This is a genomic window from Bifidobacterium pseudolongum subsp. globosum, from assembly GCF_004155535.1.
Classification (GTDB): domain Bacteria; phylum Actinomycetota; class Actinomycetes; order Actinomycetales; family Bifidobacteriaceae; genus Bifidobacterium; species Bifidobacterium pseudolongum_C.
Map to the genome: position 1 here is coordinate 67,003 of NZ_RYUH01000014.1, position 17,194 is coordinate 84,196.

The window sequence follows — 17,194 nt, forward strand, 5'->3', positions numbered from 1 at the left end:
ATCGGCGCGCTCCCGCTCGAGTGTACCCAGCAGGGTCGATGCGCCCGGCGCCCCGCTCAGTCCACGTCGGAGACCTCGGGCACGCCTTGGCGCAGCTCCTCCATGATCTGCGCCTCACCCTTCGGTTCGGCCACGATCTGCCGGCGCGCCTCGTCCGGTTCGCTCAGGTAATACAGCGCGCCATCGATGCGCTCGAGCGGCACGCCGCGTTCCTTGGACAGCAGCAGGCGGTAGAAGTCGAGCTGCTTGAGCTTCTGCGCGCGCTGGGCCGCGTTGCGCGGGCGCGCGCCGGTCTTCCAGTCGACGACCGTGTAGTCCTTGGACTCGTCCGTGGGGTCGACGCCGCCGGCGAACACCGCGTCGAGCTTGCCCTGCACCAGATTGCCGACGCCGTCGAGCGCCGCGACGATGCTCTGTTCAGCACCCGCCAACTCGCGTTGCGCCCACGGCGAACCGATGAGCCGCTCGGCCCACACGAGCACATCGTGGTCCTCGCCGCGCGCGCCGTCGGCTTGGGCGAGCGCCGCGCGCACATCGGCTTCCATCGACGCGCGCGTGGCCGTTTCACCGGGCCTGCCGGCGAGCAGGAAGCGCTCGGCCCACGCGTGCAGGCGTGTGCCCGCCTGTGCGGCCGGCGACGACATCTGCGGGATCGGCCGCAGCACGCCGCGCACAAAATCGCGGCGCGCGTAGTCGTCGCGATCGTTCGCGTTCGCTTGGATCGTGGTGGCGTTGAGCCGTTGCGCGGCGAGCACACGCTGCGCCTTGGCGCGCAGCAGCCGCATGATCTGCTCGGTGGGCATGTCTGGCATCGGGCCCAGGTCGGCGTCGCCGGCGAGGCGCAGCGCATGGTGCGTCAACACGCCCGTCGGCTCGACCGGCGCGCCCTCCTGGGCCATCGCCTCGCGCACCTCATCCACGCCGTTGCGCAGGCATGCGAGCATCGGCGCGCTCAGTGTGAACGGCCATGGCAGGTGCAGGGTCTGGCCCTGGCCGCCCGCGTCCGCGTTCCATGCGCCGCCGACGACCGCGTCTTCGAATTCCTGCGCATGCGCGCCCACGAAGAAGCCTTCCGGCAGGTCCTCGCCTCGTGCCGCGAGCGACTCGCCTTCCGTATGGAGATTGCCTGGTCCGGTGGCGCAATCCCCACGCCTGCCCAGCGCATCGCGCACTTCGTCCCAGAAATTCGACGGTTTGCCGGATTGCCGTTCGTCGCCGCTCGTGGCCAACCCATCGCCGTTGCTGCGGCTGTACGTGAGCAACACCTCCGAACGCGCACGCGTGAGCGCCACATACATGAGCCGGCGTTCGTCGGCGTGGGCCATGCGCCCGTACTCCTCTTCCTGCGTCAGCGCCCACCGGCGCGCGTCGTCCTCACCGGCCTCGCCGAGTTCGACCTGCACGCCGCGCAGTTCGCCGAACACCTCGTCTTCGAGTTCCTCGGCCGACTCCATGGCGTCGAGTGCGTCCAACGGGTCGGCCCCCGGCGCCATCGTGCGCGGGAAGCGCGGCAGGATGCCGGCGTCGACGCGCACCGGCACCGGCACCGCCGCCGGGTCGGACAGCCATGTGCGGGCGCGCTCGAGGTATTCGGGCGGCCGCCATGCCCCTTCGTGGGTGGCGATGATCTCGTCATCGCCGCTTTCCGGCACCGTTTCGATGGCGAGATGGTCGCCCTGCTTGCTGGGGAACGTGCCCGCGCGCATGTCGACGACGGCCACGGCGTCCCATTCGAGCCCCTTCGACTGGTGCACGGTCATCAGCACCACATCCACCGGCACGTCGGGCGCCACCGGCTGTTCGTCCTCGAGCGAGCCCATCGCGTCGATCCACGCCAGGTACCCGCGCAATGTGGGCGTCTGCGAGACCGCGATCTCCTGCGTGAAGGTGTCGACGGTGGCGAGCAACGCGTCGATCGGCGCACGCACCGCCGCCGTGTTCGGCGTCTCGCCGGCGTGGATGCCGGCGGCGAGCAGCATGTCCACATCGAGGTTGAGCGCCTGGACCGCGGCGCGGATCACATGCGCGATCGGTTCGTACGCGGCGCGCTGCACGTGTCGCAGCACCGCGCCCGCGTGTTTGGCGGCGCGCTTGCCGGCATCGGAGAGCGTGCTCGTGTCGATCAGATGGTCGGCGTCGTCGCCCATCAGCACATCGGCCACGAACACCGCGTTCGGCACGCGCTGCGCATGCTCGCGCACCGCCGCGTATTGCGTCTGATAGTCGGCGTCCGGCTGCGCAAGCCCGGCCTGCACGAGTGCGCGGTAGCGGTACTGCGTGTTGAGGCGCTCGGCGAGGCGCGCGAGCCGGCGCAGGTCGCGCGCGCCGAGGCCGAAGCGTGGCGTGGCGAGCAGGCGCATGAGGGCCTGTGAGTCGGCATGGTCGGCCACCACGCGCAGCACGCCGAGCACGTCGATGATCTCGGGGCGCGCAAGCAGCGCCGAGGCGCCGACCGCGAGCGTGGAGAGCCCGGACTGTTCGAGCGCCGTCTGGATGAGCGGGATGATCTTCTTGCTGCGGCACAGCACCGCCACATGCGGGCCCTCATTCGGCGCCGCATCCGCGCTGACGGTCCAATGCAGGTGGCGGTACTGCACGTCCAGATGGCGGTGCCGCAGCACCGCCTCGTGGGCGAAGCGCACCACACCGTCGATCTCCTGCCCGCGCAACGCATAGCCGAGCACACCCACCGTGCCCTCTTCGACGAGCGCCGACCCATCGTCCACATTCGTCAGCGGCTGCACGCCCACTTCGCGCGTCAACGCGCTGCCGGGGCGCGCATGGTGCCGGCGCAGCACGCGCGTGATATCGTTCGCCGCCTCGAGCACGACGCGCGCGTTGCGGCGCGTCTGGGTGAGCGGGAGCGGATCGACGTCCTCCCGCAGCCCGAACTGTTTCTGGAACAGGCGGAACGCGCCCGGGCTCGCCCCACGGAACGAGTAGATCGCCTGATAGGGGTCGCCGACGGCGCTCACCGCCGCGCGGTCGGACGGCGAGGCATGGAACAGTTTGGCGAGCAACGCCGACTGCGTGGTGGACGTGTCCTGGTATTCGTCGAGCAGCACATGCGTGTAGCGGCGGCGGTAGCGCGCGCCGATCGAAGGGAAGCGCGAGACGAGCTGGAACGCGGCGATCGTGAAATCGCTGAACTCCGCCATGTGGCGCTCGCGCTTGGCCTGCTGGAACAGCGCGACGAGCGTGAGCAGCGTGTCGCGGCGGCGCGCGACCGACCGCAGCTGCGCGGCGCGCCACAGCGGCAGGGCGGCCGCGTAGTCGCGCAGGCTCTCCTCGTAGCGCGCCATATTGGCTTTGTCGAGCTCGGTGGGCCCTTTTTTGCCACGCTGCGTGGGCCGCTTGGGGCGCTGCGGCTGTTCGGCCGGCACCTCGAGGCCGTCGAGCATCGCGTCGGCGCGCGCGATGAACCGGCTGTCCCATGCGCGGATGCGCGCGATCGCCGTGTCGATGTCTTCACACCCCTCGCCGATCATCGCGTTGGCGATGCCGTTGGACAGCTGCAGCACTTGGCCCACGAGGCTCGTGAACCCGCCGAAATCCTCGCCTGAGTCAAGCACGACGCCCATATGGGCGCCGATGACCTCACTGACGAGCTGCACGGCGCCGGCCGCGCTGAGCGGCTGCGTCTCCTGGTCGAACCCGACGAGCAGGCCGTATTGGCGCACGATCGACTGGAAGAACGCGTCGTATGTGGAGACGTCGGGCTTCATGAAGGCCGACCGTGCGCCGGCGTGCGCCGACACGGCCGCCGAGACGCGCGCGAGCAGTTCGGCCGCGGCCTTGCGCGTGAACGTGAGGCCCAGGATGCCTTCGGGCGCCACACCGGTCTCGATGAGGTGGATGATGCGCTGCGTCATCGTGAAGGTCTTGCCGGAGCCCGCGCCCGCCACGACAAGCACGTCGTCGTCTTGCGGCGCGCCGATGATGCGCTGCTGCTGGGCGCTGGGAACGAATGCCGCCATGGTTCAGTCCTCCCTCGTCTCGAACACGGTGGATATGCGCCCGTTGCACGCCGGGCACAGCGCGGTGAGCCGGCAATGCGCGGCGTGGGCGGCCGTCGGGTGCGCCTCGATCCGCACCGACCGGCTTGCCGCGGCCGTGTAGAACACGCGCGCGATCATCGTGAGCGCCCACACCGCCATCGTGCCGCGCAACGCCATGAACTGCCGCCATGCCTCGTGTGGCACGCCCGCCGGCGCCTCGTCGGGCAGGTCGAGCGTGAAGAGCTTGCCCACCGCCGTCACATAGGGGCGCTTGGTGAAGGCATGCGCATTGATCGCGCCATCACGGAAGAGCGGCTCCTGGAAGTAGGTTTCGGCGTTGGCGCCACGCATGGCCGGGGCCGGCGCCTCCTGCACGTCGAACAGCGTGCTCTGCGCGATGGGCATGCCGGCCTGCTCGCCGTCTTCGGGGAACATGCGCGAAAGCTGGTAACACACGAGTTGCAGGTCGTTGAAATTGTCCGCCCCTGAATGCCTGCGGCCGGTCTTGTAATCGATGAGGCGCGCCACATGCGTGCCGTCGGCGAGCACGCGCGTCTCCTCACGGTCGATGCGCCCGGTCAGGCGCACCACCAGATCCGCGCTCATGCCGTCCGGCCAGCCGCCCACGAGGGCGCCCATCAGCGCGACCATCGTGGATTCACTGACCGCGTCCACGCCGTCGATCGCGTTGTAGGCGCGCGTCACCTCGGGCACACCGAACCGGGCCGTGAACTCGACTTCGGCCCTCGCGTCGATGAGCGTGCCCACCTCGAACTGCGCCGTGCTGCCCAGCCCATAGCGGCCGGGCAGGTTCGAATTGACGAAATACGCGGCGATGTTCCCGAACGTGCCGCGCGCGTCGTCGTCTTTCGCGAGCGCGCGGAACCGCTCCTCCATGTCTTCGACGTCGAGCGGGTCGTCACGCCCCTGCTCGTACAGCGCGAACATGGCGTCCGCGATCCGTTCGATGCGCTCATCGGGCGCAAGGTCGGGCAGGTGGCCGGGCCTGTCCCATCCGCGCTGCGTGGCCTCGCACGCGATGTCGTGCACGATCGTGCCGAAGTTCTGGTCCGCGGTGGAGCGCTGAGGGCCGAAGAACTGCTGCTCCATGCGCGCGCAGACCGGGCAGTTCCACAGGCGGTCCACCTTGGACGGCGACAGGGTGACGACGTTGCCCTCCTGCTGCGCGAAGGGGTCGGCTGGGGTGGCCGCGGTGCGCGCTTCGGGCGACGCGGTGTGGTGCGCCGCGCGCGACCGGTGCGTGGCCGTGCGCGCGGGTTCGGCGGCGCCATCATCCGAGTCGTTCCACTCATCGAGGAACGGCCATGTGCCGGGGTCCGCCGCGGCGAACCCGTTCTTCGCCAGCACGGCGAGCGCCTCGATCGCGTCGCGCGCTTCGGGCGCATCGGCGCTGTGCGTGGCGAGCGTGGTGCGGGCGAGCGCGATCAGCCCGCGCACGTCGGCGTCGAGCGCCTCGTGCGCACCATCGCCGAGCTGCGTGTAGCGGCGCGAGCGCGGATTGGCGTCGCGGCTGCGGTCGAAGTGCTCGGGCAGGTAGGTGTACAGGAAGTCGGACGGCGCGAGGTCGTCGTTGAGCACGGCACTGACGGTGACGCGCTCGCCCGCTCGCGTGAGCGCCACGAGGAGGCTTTTCTGTTCCGAGGCGAGCACCTCCTGCAGGCCCGTGCCGCCGGGCGCGCCGTCCTGGGTCGCGTCGAGCCGGCCGTGCAGCAGCACGTCCACGAGGTCTTCGCCGCCGAACATCGTGTTGCGCGCGGCGAGGTTGGGCCAGACGTCCTGCTGCACGCCCGGCAGCCATACGAGCGGCCATGCGTGGCCCGCGGCGCCGGCGGGCGTGGTCACGGTGACCGCTTCGTCGAGCGGCGCCACATGCGCGAGCGAGTCGGCTTCGATCTGCAGGCCGCGCACCTGTTCGATGAACGCGCCGATCGTGTGGGCGGCGCCTTCGGTACGCGCGTATTCGAACAGGCGCATCGCCGTGTCGAGCCGGTCGTTGGCGGCGCGGCCGGCGGGCGTGTTGAACAGCGCCTGCCCCTGCCAGTCGCGCGCCACGCCGCACGCCTCCCAGGCGGCCTCGAGCGCGAACTGCGGGCCGGGGTCGCGCAGCTCGCGCAACGCGCCGGCGATTTGCCCCACCCGGCTCCACAGGCGCGCGAAGCGGCGCGCGGGCGCGTTCGGGTTGACATAGCGGCCGTCGCCTTCGCCGCGCCATGTGCCGCAGATGCGTTCGATGCTGTCGATGACCTGCGGGGCGCCGTCGTGCGCGAGCATGAGCATCATCGCGTCTTCGCCGAAATCGGGAACGGCGCGCGCCGCCGGGTCGACGATCGATTCGTCAACGCGCACGTGCGCCTCCTCTTCGCGGGCGGCGCGGGCGGCTTCGAGTTGCGCCGCAAGGTCGGTCCATTGCGCGATCAGTCCGGCGAGCGCGCCATCGCCGCCTTCTGCCTGCGCCACCTGTGCGAGGGCCTGCAGCGAGCGCATCGCCGCCTGCACCGGTCCCATGTCCATGGGGCGCGGCGGTTCCTTTGCGGGGGCGTCGAGCAGCGGGCTCGCGGCGATCATGCGCACGCGCGCGCCGACCCAGGCGGCGAGCGCGGCGGGGGCGAGCGTGCGGTTGGCGAGCCCCTGGTTGCGCAGTTGCGCAAGTTCGATGAGCGCGAACAGCGCCTGGACGAACGGCTCTTCGGCGAGGGGGCGCGTGACCGACGAGAAGCGCACCGGCACGCCGTCGCGGCGCAGGCGGTCGCCGAGCGTGCGGATCGCGCCGTTGTCGTGCATGATCACGGCCATGCTGTTCCACGAGCGGCCCAACGTGAGGCGTTCGGTCTTGATGTGCCACACCACATCATCGAGTTCTTCGTTCGCCGAACGGTACAGATGCGCGCGCACCGTGCCGTCGGCGCGTTGCGGCGCGTCTTCGGGCAGGGTGCGGATCGGGAACGCGTTGGCGAGTCCGGGCAGTTTGCCGGGGCGCTGCGGCAACGGCTGGTCCTGCGCTTCGCTCGCGGCGATCGACAGGCTCACGCGTGAGGCCAGCAGTTCGCGCATCGTGGGACCGGTCTGCTGTGCGGGTCCCAAGTCGACCGGCTCGGCATGCAGCCGCTCTTGCGCCTGGCGGCATACATATTCCGGGTACGATCCGCGGAAGGTCTGCACCGATTCGTCCGGGTTCGCGGTGAGCAGCAGCCGCACACCGCGGCCGTGCAGCGCCTCGAGGAACGCCAGCCCGGCGAGCGTCGTGTCGTGGAAGTCGTCGACGACGAGCATGGCCGGCAGGTCACCGGGTTCGGCCTCGCGCGCGGCGGCGGCGCCGGCCACCTGCAGGTACGACGAATCGAGGCGGTAATCGTTGGGGTATTGCGCGCCGATCATCGCGATGTATTCGGCACGCAGCGCGAACGCGAGCCGCCATTGGATCGCGAGACGCGCGCCGGTGATCCCCGCGCCGTCCGTGGCGGCGAGCACGCGCTGCTCGCAGTCGGGGCCTGCGCCCGATTCGTCCATGCGCGCGAGCATGTCGCGCAATTGCGCGGTGAACGCGCCGTTCACACCGGCCGAGAACAGCGCCTCGGTCGTGGCCGGGTCGCCGCCGTGCTCCCCTTCGCGCATGTCTTCGGCCACGTAGCGCGCCCAGTGCTCGTTGGCGAAGTAGTCGCGCAGCAGCTGGCATGTGGCGCACATCTCACCGGCCTGCACATGGGCCAGGTGCACGCCGAGCACGCGGCGCAGCAGCGCGTCCTGTTCGGCGCCGTTGAGCAGTTTGGGCAGCGGCAGGCCCGCGCGCGCACGCGCCTGCGTGATGAGGCGGAACGCGAGCGCGTTGAGCGTGGTGGCGGGGCGCGCCTGCGTGCTCACGCCGGCATGGCGGATGAGCAGCGGCGAATACTCGTCCGCGAGCACACGGTTCGGCACGGCGAGCACTGCCGCCGATTCGCCGAACACGTCCATCGCGCGCATCGCCGCGGCCACGGCGAGCATCGTGCGCCCGCGGCGCGGCGGCGCCGTCACGAGCACGGCCGGGGCCCCGGGGGCACTCCCGGCCTCGAACAGCGGCGCGAACCGCGCGTCGTCCAGCGTGGCGCGCGCCTGTGCGAGCACGTCGTCGATCGATGCGGCGCGCCCCGCCTGTGGAGCCGCCGCAGAAGCTGTGTTGTGCGTCATCGCCCGTCCATCCCTTCCGGTCCAACCAGTGCCCGCGCAGGGCGGAGGCACCCGGCCTCCCAGCATACCGTGGCGCGCACGCGCATGCCAGCGCCTCGGTTGCACAGGCGCGTCGAAAGGGCAGTATGACGCCAATGCGAACGATGTCACATATTGGCCACGGGGTAGACAGCAGCCGGCCGCTCCAGCACAATGGACTTCATTCGCGAACAGCGGCCGCCCGCACCGATGAGGGGATGAGATGTACCACACAGCGCATGGCGCCACGCCAGACTCGGCACCAGCCCCACCACGATTGGACGGCTACGAGTACCGCGGCATCCTCGGGTCCGGGTCGACGGCCACCGTGTACCGCTACCTGCAGCACGGCACCAACCGCGAAGTGGCGGTCAAGGTGAGCACGGCGCGGCTCGACCCCAAGGCGGGCGCGCGCTTCCGCACCGAGGCCAACTTCATGGCCAGGCTTTCCGCGCACCCCTACATCCTGTCGATCTACGGCGCCGGCATCACCGCCGACGGCCGCAGCTACATCGTCTTCGAATACGCGCCCGGCGGCAACCTCAAGGACCTGCTGGCCACACGCCGCTTCGACGCCGAGGAGACGCTCGACATCGGCGTCAACCTCGCGAGCGCGCTGGCCACCGCGCACCGCAACGGCATCGTGCACCGCGACATCAAGACGAGCAATGTGCTCATCACCGAGCAAGGGCTGCCCGCGCTCGCCGACTTCGGCATCTCCGCTTCGGTGTACGACAAGCGCAGCACCGGCTTCTCGCTGCCATGGGCTCCGCCGGAGGTGCTCGCCTCCAACGGCTCGGGCACCGACGCGAGCGACATCTACTCGCTCGCCGCCACGCTGTATGCGATGCTCGCGGGGCGATCGCCGTTCGAACACGGCTACCGCCCGCGCACGATGCAGGAGCTCGGCGCGCATATCATGAACGACCCGGTGCCGCCGCTGAACCGCCCCGACGTGCCGGCGCAGGTGGAGCGTGTGCTCGCCAAGGCGATGAGCCACAACCCCGAGGACCGCTATTATTCCGCCGTCGAGTTCGCGCGCGCCATGCAACAGGCGCAGATCGACTGCTACGGCCATGCCACGCCGCTGACGGTGGAAGGCGTGGACCGCTTCGGCAAGGCCGTGCTGCAGCGCCGTGGCGCGCACACCGCCGCGCCGGCCGCCGCCGACACCGCCAAGCGCGGCCCCTCGCGCGGCGCGTGGATCGCGATCGGCGCCGCCGTGGCCGTGGTGGCCGCCGGTGTGGCGTTGTTCTGCACGCTTGTGCTGCCGAACCTCGACCATGTGGACGGCGGCGAGGCGCAGGTGGTCAACCCGAGCTTCGGCTCGCAGGCCACGCCAAGCGCCGGCGCGCAGCCCTCCGCCGGCGGCGCCGTGCCCTCCCCCACCAACGTGGTGGGCAGGTACAGCGGCGATTCCGTGATATTTACGTGGAAGAATCCCGATCCGCAGCCCGGCGACCGGTATGCGTGGGTTATCATCGACGACGATTCGGAAGGGCTCACGAACTCCGCCCTCACCGCCGACCAGCGTGTTGTGGTGAAGGCGGGCGACCGCACGCAGACCTGCATCCGCGTGAGCATCGTGCGTGAGGACCGGCAGATGTCCACCAGCCCGGCCACGATCTGCGCCGCGCGCTGACCCATCCACCACTTGGGCCCCACACCGAACAGTTACGACGAGGAAAGGCATGCCATGGCCCGAACGCCGCACCCCCAGCCGCACCCCGGCGGTGACGCCGGCGGCGCACGCCGCCGCACGCACGACCTGAACGCCCGCGTGCGCCAGTTCGTCGGCGCGCGCCACCGGCCGTGGCTCGTGCCGCTCGTCACGCTGCTCGCGGTGGTCGCGGTCATCGCCGGCGCGGTCCTCGTCAGTTCGGTCACCCAGCGCCACCTGCAGCTCGACGACGGCACCGTATGGGTCACATCGTTGCAGGACGGCAAGGCGGCGCGCTACAACGTGCGCCTGCAGGAACCCGACACGGCCGTGGCGGCGAGCGCCCCGAAGTTCGACGTGGCGCAGCAGGGGGCGAGCACGGTGCTCGCCGAAGGCACGCAGGTGAGCGCGATCCACCCCTCCACGATCAGCCTGGCCGATGCGGCCCCCACCGGCGCGGCCATGCAGTCGTTCGTGGCGAACGGCACGCTCGCGCTGTTCAACCGTGCGCGCGGCGACGTGTGGGTGGGCGATGCCGGCGATGTGAAGGCCCTGAACGCGGCGGAGACGCCTGCGCACATGAAGCTCGGCGTCGGCGGCCTGGCCGCCGTCACAGCCGACGGCACCGTGTACGGCTACCGGCCGAAAGACGGCATGGTGCTCGCCATCGACGACCGCGGCGCGCCCGACCATGTGCGCGAGGCCGGTTCGCTGAGCGACGGCAAGGCACAGAGCGCCGACTCGTTCACCGTCGTCGACGGCCAGGGCGTCATCAGCGACGGCGACGACATCATCTGGAACGGCGGGCGCGCCACGTTCGCCGACGCCGCGCCGCTCGTGCTGCAGGCGCCGAGCGCCGACGGCAAGCAGGGCGCGTGGGTCGCGGCCGGTGCGCCCAGCGGGCTTGCGCTCGTCGACCTGACCAAGCGCGGCGGCGAGGCGCGCCTCATCGCGTCGGGCGGCCAGGGCGAGCCCGCACAGCCGGCCTCGAGCGGCGGCTGTGTATACGCGGCGTTCGCGCAGCACGCGAACAACTCTGTGCGCGCATGCTCGGCCGCCGACAACCCGGCCTACGCCACACTCGAGGAGGTCACGCCGACCTCGCAGCTGCAGTTCCGCGTCAACCACCGGCTTGTGGTGCTCAACGACGTGGCGAATGGCAACATCTGGAATCCGGACGAGTCGACCGACGTCATCAAGATCCAGTGGAAGACGATCGAGACGCGGCAGAACGAGGCCGAGCGCAGCAACGACGACAGCACGAGCAACAAGCACACCTTCGAAAAGACGTGCTCCACGCAGTCCGGGCAGATCAAGGCCGTGGACGACACGTTCGGCGTGCGCGCCGGCGCGCACCAGATCCTCGACGTGCTGCGCAACGACGAGCAGACGGATTGCTCGGTGCTGCGCATCACCTCGGTCAGCGCGCCGAAGAACGGCACGATCACCATCTCGCCGATCTACGACGGACGCTACCTGCAGCTCGACGCGAGCCATGCCGGCGCCGGCGCCGTGACGTTCACGTACGAGATCGGCGACGGCCGCGACCAGACCTCACAAGGCACGGTCACGCTCAATGTGACCGGCGCGGAGAACCGCGCGCCGCGCCAGACCGACGCCCCCGAGCAGATCGACGTGGAGCAGGGCGCGAGCTACACCGGCAACGTGCTCGGCGCGTTCACCGACGACGACGGCGACCCGCTCACGCTCGTCAACGCCACGGTCGAGAACACCGACGAGGCCACGGTCTCGACGCGCGCCGACGGCCTGCTCACGTTCAACGCCGGGTCGATGGCCGTGGGCCGCGCCACCGTGCGCCTGACCGTCTCGGACGGCCGTGAGACGGCCACCGGCACCGTGTATTTCTCGGTGCGGCCGGCGAACACGCTGCCCGCCGTGATCGACCCGCTCATCCGCCGCACCACGCCCGGCACCGCCATGCGCGTGTCGCTCAAGCAGTATGTGCACGGCACGTCGGCCGAACCGGCGCGCCTCACGCAGGTCGACACGCCCGACAAGGCCACGACCACGCTCAACGCCTCCGACATGAGCTTCTCGTTCACCGCGCAGACCCCCGGCACGTATTACGTGCCGTACACGGTCACGCAAGGCACGATCCCGGCCACGGGCCTGGCGCGCATCGAGGTGGAGGCGTTGACCGAAGACACCTCGAAGCCGGTGGCCGCGAACGACGTGGCGCTGCTGGGCGCCGACAACACGGCGATCGTGGAACCGCTCGCCAACGACGTGGACCCGATGGGCGGCGTGCTGTCGGTGACCTCCGTCAAGGCGCCCGCCAACACCAACGTCAAAGTGGGGCTCGTGTCGAACAAGCGCGTCTACCTGACCGCCGTGCGCATGCCGACCGAACCGATCCCGATCGAATACACGGTGGCGAACGAGGTCGGCGCGTCCAACGGCACGATCGTGCTGCAGCCGCCGGCGCCCTCGCATGCGAGCAGCGCGCCGAAGGCGTCGAACGTGAACGTCTCCGTGCGTACCGGCGGCATCGTCTCGGTCGACGTGCCCGACCACGTGAGCTACAGCGACGGCACCACGATCACGCTCGGCAACGACCTGCAGTACGACCCCGAGACCTTCCGTGGGCTCGTGTTCGTGGCCTCCGACATCGTGCGCTACCAGGCGCCCGCCGAGCCCGGATCCTACCCCGTCACGTACACGGTGCGCGACAACCTCGGCAACGCGGCCTCCGCCACGATCACCTTCGCCGTGCATGAGGCGAACGCCGAGACCAAGGCCGAGGCCAATCCGGTCGACGTGGACGCGCAGGTGGCGGCGGGCCAGAAGATCCGCATCCCCATCACGCTGCGCGGCATCGACGCCGACGGCGACGACGTGCAGCTGCTGGGCCTGGGCAACACCGCGCCCACCAAGGGGCGCATCGCCGAAGTGGGCGCCGACTACCTGATCTACGAGGCGTACACCGACAGCACCGGCACCGACGAGTTCACGTACGCGGTCGAGGATTGGACCGGACGGCGCGCGCAGGCGAGCGTGCGCGTCGGCATCTTCCAAAGCGGCGCCAATTCCACCGTGTATGCGCGCGACGACACGATCACGCTGCGCCCGAACACGACGACGACCGTGCCCGTGCTGATCAACGACGTGGCGAGCGACGACAGCGAGCTCACCGTGTCCGACCACCTCGAGCTGCAGGGCATCAGCGAAGCGAGCGTGCACGACGGCCAGATCACGTTCACGACGCCCGACAAGGCCGGCACCGCATTCATCGTGTATGCGATCAGCAACGCGGCCGGGCTGGGCGACACCGCCACGCTCACGGTGACGACGGACCCGCAGGCGCCGATCGCCCCGCCGACCGCCTACGACTACCGCGTGCCGGCGATCGCCACGATCGACAAGCGGTCGGTCGATGTGGATGTCTCGCCATGGATCGCGAACCCTTCAGGCGGCGCCGACGAGCTCGAGGTGGGCATCGACCCCTCGGCCGCAGGCAGCGCGCGCGTGCGCGGCGGCACGACGATCACCGTGGATCTGACGGACGAGGCGCGCGCCGTGCCGTACACCGTCACGAACACGACGCACAACGTGACGTCGACCGCGTTCATCCAAGTGCCCGCATACGGCGTGTTCCCGCCGACGCTGCGCCCCAAGGCGCCGGCGCTCACGGTGAACGCCGGCTCGACGATCACGATCAGCATCGCCGATTACGTGCGCGTGGGCGCCGGCAAGACGGCCGTCGTCGAAAGCCGGGATTCGGTGAGCGCCACCAAGGCCGCGGACGCGGACCTCTATGTGGACGACCAGACGCTTTCGTTCACCGCACCCGACGACTACAGCGGCCCCGCCTCGATCACGTTCACCGCGACCGACGGCAAGCGCGAAGGGCGCCAAAGCGGCGTCAAACTCATCAATTCCGCGGTGATCACGCTGCCGATCACGGTTGTGGGCGGCCAGACGCCCCCGCCCACATTCTCATCCACCGCGGTGGATGTGGTGGCGGGCGAATCCCCCATCACCATCGACCTGACGGCCCTGACGCACAGCGCCGCGCCGGGCGGCCACGACCCGTACACCTACCGCGGCGGCGCCACCGCGTCTGGCATCACCGCGAACCTGAGCGCCGAAGGCAAGCTCGTCGTCAGCGCCGAAGCCGGTGCAAAGCCCGGCGCCACAGCCTCGGTGCCGATCACGATCAGCTACGGGCATGGCGAGGTGAACGCCGGCATCACCGTGCGCGTCGTGGCGTCACTGCGCCCGCTCGCGCGAGTGAGCGGCACGACGACGAAGATCAATGCCGGCGAGACGGTGACCGTGCCGGTGTTGCAGGGCGCCTACAACCCGTTCCCCGACGAACCGCTGAAGATCGTCGACGCGGCCATGGAGTCGGGGTCCACGCTGACGCTCGCCACAAGCGGCGACTCGCTTTCGGTCACCGCGCCGCAAGACACGTCCGCGCAGAGCGCGCGCGTCGTCGTGACGGTCGAGGACGCGACCGGCAGTGCGGCGCGCCATGTGACGGCCACGTTCACGTTCATGATCGCCGCCGTGCCCGACGCGCCGCGGCTGTCGCCGGTCGGCGGTGACGCGCAGGACGGCGCGGTGGCGCTGCAGTGGACGCCGGGCAACGCCAACGGCAGCCCGATCACCGAATACGAGGTGCGCTGGAACGGCGGACAGAAGGTGTGCGGCGCGGTCACGACATGCCAGGTGACCGGACTCAAGAACGGCACGACCTACCTGTTCACCGTGCGCGCCAGGAACGCCGTGGGCTGGTCCGCCGATTCGAACCAGGTGGAAGGCAAGCCGGACCGCGCGCCGGAAGCGCCGGCGAACGTGGAGGTCAAGGGCGGCTACCGCAGCGCGTCCGTCTCGTGGTCCACCGGCAATTACGAAGGCACCCGCCCCGATTCCTACACGGTCAGGCTCGTCGGCCCGCGCGGCTGGACGCAGCAGCAGTCGGGAGTCACGTCGTCGCCGGCGAATTTCGAGATCCCCAACAATGTGATTGGCGAAGGCTCGTTCACCGCCACGGTGATCGCGCACAACCCCGTCGGAAACAGCAAGGAAGGCGTCTCGAAGGGCACGTCGGACGTGTGGGGCGACCCGGAGGCCCCGACGGTCAAGCTCGAGCAGGTGGACGACGAGCATCTGCGCGTGAGCATGACGCCGGGCCATCTGCGCGGCACCGGCTGCACCGCGGTCACGCTGTCGCACGGCTCGGGCATGGATTGCTCGGGTGGTTCCGTGCTCGTCCCCATCACGAACGACATGTATTTCACCGACGTCACCATCAAGGCCACGATCGCCCCGGCCAAGCCAGGCGTCACCCCCGCTTCCGCCGATTCGAACCCCGTGCCGGTGAGTGTGGGCGTGGGCACGTCGAGCGTCACGGTCAGCGGCGACGGCGGCACATGCACCGCGAGCTGGTCCACCGACGGCGGCAAAGCGACCGAAGTGCATGTGCGGTTCGGCGACATCGACCGGCGCGAAGGGCGCGACGGCGAGGTCTCCACGTCGATCGGCCCCTGGCAGTCGTGCCCCGTGGCCACCGTGCAGCCCTTCGTCAAGGACCATGGCGGCGCCGTGGCCACCGGCGAAAGCCCCCACGTCCACAAGGTCGACCCCAGGATCGACGCGGGCCAGCTGGGCGTGCAATGGTCGCAGAACGACGAGCACAAGGTGCTCGTGACCAACAACAACGCGATCGACACGTATGGCATGGGCAACGAGACGAACCTGTACGTGGGCTCGCCGTCCAACCCGGTGCTCGTGGGCTGGGACGGCACCAGCACGGCCGTCACCGTGCCCGACGGGGTGCCCGACGACGCCCAGTGGTTCGTCAAGGTCACGATCAACGGCGAAAAGTCGTCGCAGACCGAGTGGGCGCGCATCTCCGGCACGCGACACAAGCTGCCGGTCATGCCCACGCCCGACCCGTCGACGCCCGGACCGGTGCCATCCCCTTCCCCGACCGGCACGACCGATCCGGTGCAGCCCAGCGCGGCCTTCGCGCGCATGGCGCACACCCACCTGATCCACATCCTCATGCCATTCACCAACACCCAAGGAGCATAAGCCATGGCGAACCACGAACCAGAGCAGCCGCAGATCACCGAGGAGACGGTCCTCTCCACCGAGGCCGGCGGTCTGGCCGCCGATCCGCTTGCGGCGGCGGCCGACGCGACCGTGCTCGGCCAGTCGCCGGTGCAGGTGCGCCCCGCGGCCACGGCGATGCCGGTGCCCGGACTGCCCCCGCGCACGGCGGCGCCTGCCGTGCCATCGGTGACGTCGCCGGTGGCGCCGGCCACCACGCCACGCACGCCAAGCCGCCCGACGGCGATGCCGCAGCCAGCCGCCGGCGCCTCCACGCTGACGGCGGACCAGATCACGCGGTTCAGCACGCAGTTCGAGGCGATCGTGCGCAACGTCTCGCAGGTCGTGGTGGGCAAGGAGCAGCCGGTGCGCCAGTGCGTCACCGCGCTCGTGGCCGGCGGCCACATCCTGCTCGAAGACTACCCGGGCACCGGCAAGACGCAGCTCGCGCGCGGCTTGGCCCGCTCGATCGACACGTCGTTCAAGCGCATCCAGTTCACGCCCGACCTGCTGCCGAGCGACGTGGTCGGCGTCACGTTCTACGACCAGAAGACCGGCGAGTTCAGCTTCCGCAAAGGCCCGATCTTCGCGTCGATCGTGCTCGCCGACGAAATCAACCGCGCCTCGCCGAAGACGCAGTCCGCGCTGCTCGAGGTGATGGAGGAGCAGAAGGTGACGGTGGACGGCGCCACCTACGACGTGCCGCAGCCCTTCGTCGTCATCGCCACGCAGAACCCGGTCGAACAGCTCGGCACCTACAAGCTGCCCGAAGCGCAGATGGACCGCTTCCTCATCAAGACCACGATCGGCTACCCCTCGCACGAGTCGAGCGTCGACATCCTGCGGCAGATCAACATCGGCGACCGCGCCACGCATGTGTCGCCGGTGGCCACCGGCGCCGACGTGCTCGCGATGCGCACGCTCGCGCAATCCGTGCACATCGACGACGCGATCTACGAGTACATCGTGCGCCTCGTGGAGAGCACGCGCCACCACGAAAGCATCGCCGTGGGCTCGTCGATGCGCGGCGCGCTCGCGTTGACGCTGTGCGCGCGCGTCTGGGCCGCCGCCGACAACCGCGGCTACGTGATCCCCGACGACGTCAAGGCCCTGGCGGTGCCGGTGCTCGCCCACCGCGTGCTGCTCACGTCCGAAGCGCTGTTCACGGCGCTGACCGCCGAGCAGGTGGTGGCGCAGATCCTCGAGGAAGTGCCCGCGCCCGCGCAATCCGCCGCACTCTGACACCCACACGACC

Annotated in this window: 5 protein-coding genes; 3 read left to right on the plus strand and 2 right to left on the minus strand. The window is 70.2% G+C overall.

The window, feature by feature from the left end:
• Nucleotides 1–56: 56 nt before the first annotated feature.
• Both PG2093B_RS07305 and PG2093B_RS07310 read right to left on the minus strand, forming a co-directional pair.
• Nucleotides 57–3,977: an ATP-dependent DNA helicase gene (locus tag PG2093B_RS07305; RefSeq protein ID WP_129897931.1), complete on the minus strand. Its 3,921-nt coding sequence runs from the start codon at nucleotides 3,975–3,977 to the stop codon at nucleotides 57–59.
• 3 nt (nucleotides 3,978–3,980) lie between these two features.
• The gene (locus tag PG2093B_RS07310) at nucleotides 3,981–8,183 is read right to left on the minus strand and encodes a PD-(D/E)XK nuclease family protein (protein ID WP_242502861.1); all 4,203 of its coding nucleotides are present in this window, start codon (nucleotides 8,181–8,183) and stop codon (nucleotides 3,981–3,983) included.
• 241 nt (nucleotides 8,184–8,424) lie between these two features.
• Between PG2093B_RS07310 and PG2093B_RS07315 the strand changes: the two genes are divergently transcribed.
• The 3 genes from PG2093B_RS07315 to PG2093B_RS07325 are packed head-to-tail and all read left to right on the plus strand — an operon-like array spanning nucleotide 8,425 to nucleotide 17,181.
• Nucleotides 8,425–9,843 carry a serine/threonine-protein kinase gene (locus PG2093B_RS07315; protein WP_129897932.1) on the plus strand — a complete coding sequence of 473 codons (1,419 nt, stop codon included), beginning with the start codon at nucleotides 8,425–8,427 and terminating at the stop codon, nucleotides 9,841–9,843.
• Nucleotides 9,844–9,897: 54 nt separating this feature from the next.
• Nucleotides 9,898–15,921, plus strand: a complete 6,024-nt coding sequence (locus tag PG2093B_RS07320) for an Ig-like domain-containing protein (RefSeq protein WP_129897933.1) — start codon at nucleotides 9,898–9,900, stop codon at nucleotides 15,919–15,921.
• Between the two features lie 3 nt (nucleotides 15,922–15,924).
• A complete protein-coding gene (locus PG2093B_RS07325) occupies nucleotides 15,925–17,181 on the plus strand; it encodes a MoxR family ATPase (protein WP_129897934.1) in 1,257 nt (418 codons plus the stop codon).
• Nucleotides 17,182–17,194: the final 13 nt, after the last annotated feature.

Bases quoted from the DNA above. Each gene is read 5' to 3' on its own strand.
- PG2093B_RS07315 (WP_129897932.1), top strand. From the start codon at position 8,425: ATGTACCACACAGCGCATGGCGCCACGCCAGACTCGGCACCAGCCCCA.
- PG2093B_RS07310 (WP_242502861.1), bottom strand. From the start codon at position 8,183: ATGACGCACAACACAGCTTCTGCGGCGGCTCCACAGGCGGGGCGCGCC.
- PG2093B_RS07325 (WP_129897934.1), top strand. From the start codon at position 15,925: ATGGCGAACCACGAACCAGAGCAGCCGCAGATCACCGAGGAGACGGTC.
- PG2093B_RS07305 (WP_129897931.1), bottom strand. From the start codon at position 3,977: ATGGCGGCATTCGTTCCCAGCGCCCAGCAGCAGCGCATCATCGGCGCG.
- PG2093B_RS07320 (WP_129897933.1), top strand. From the start codon at position 9,898: ATGGCCCGAACGCCGCACCCCCAGCCGCACCCCGGCGGTGACGCCGGC.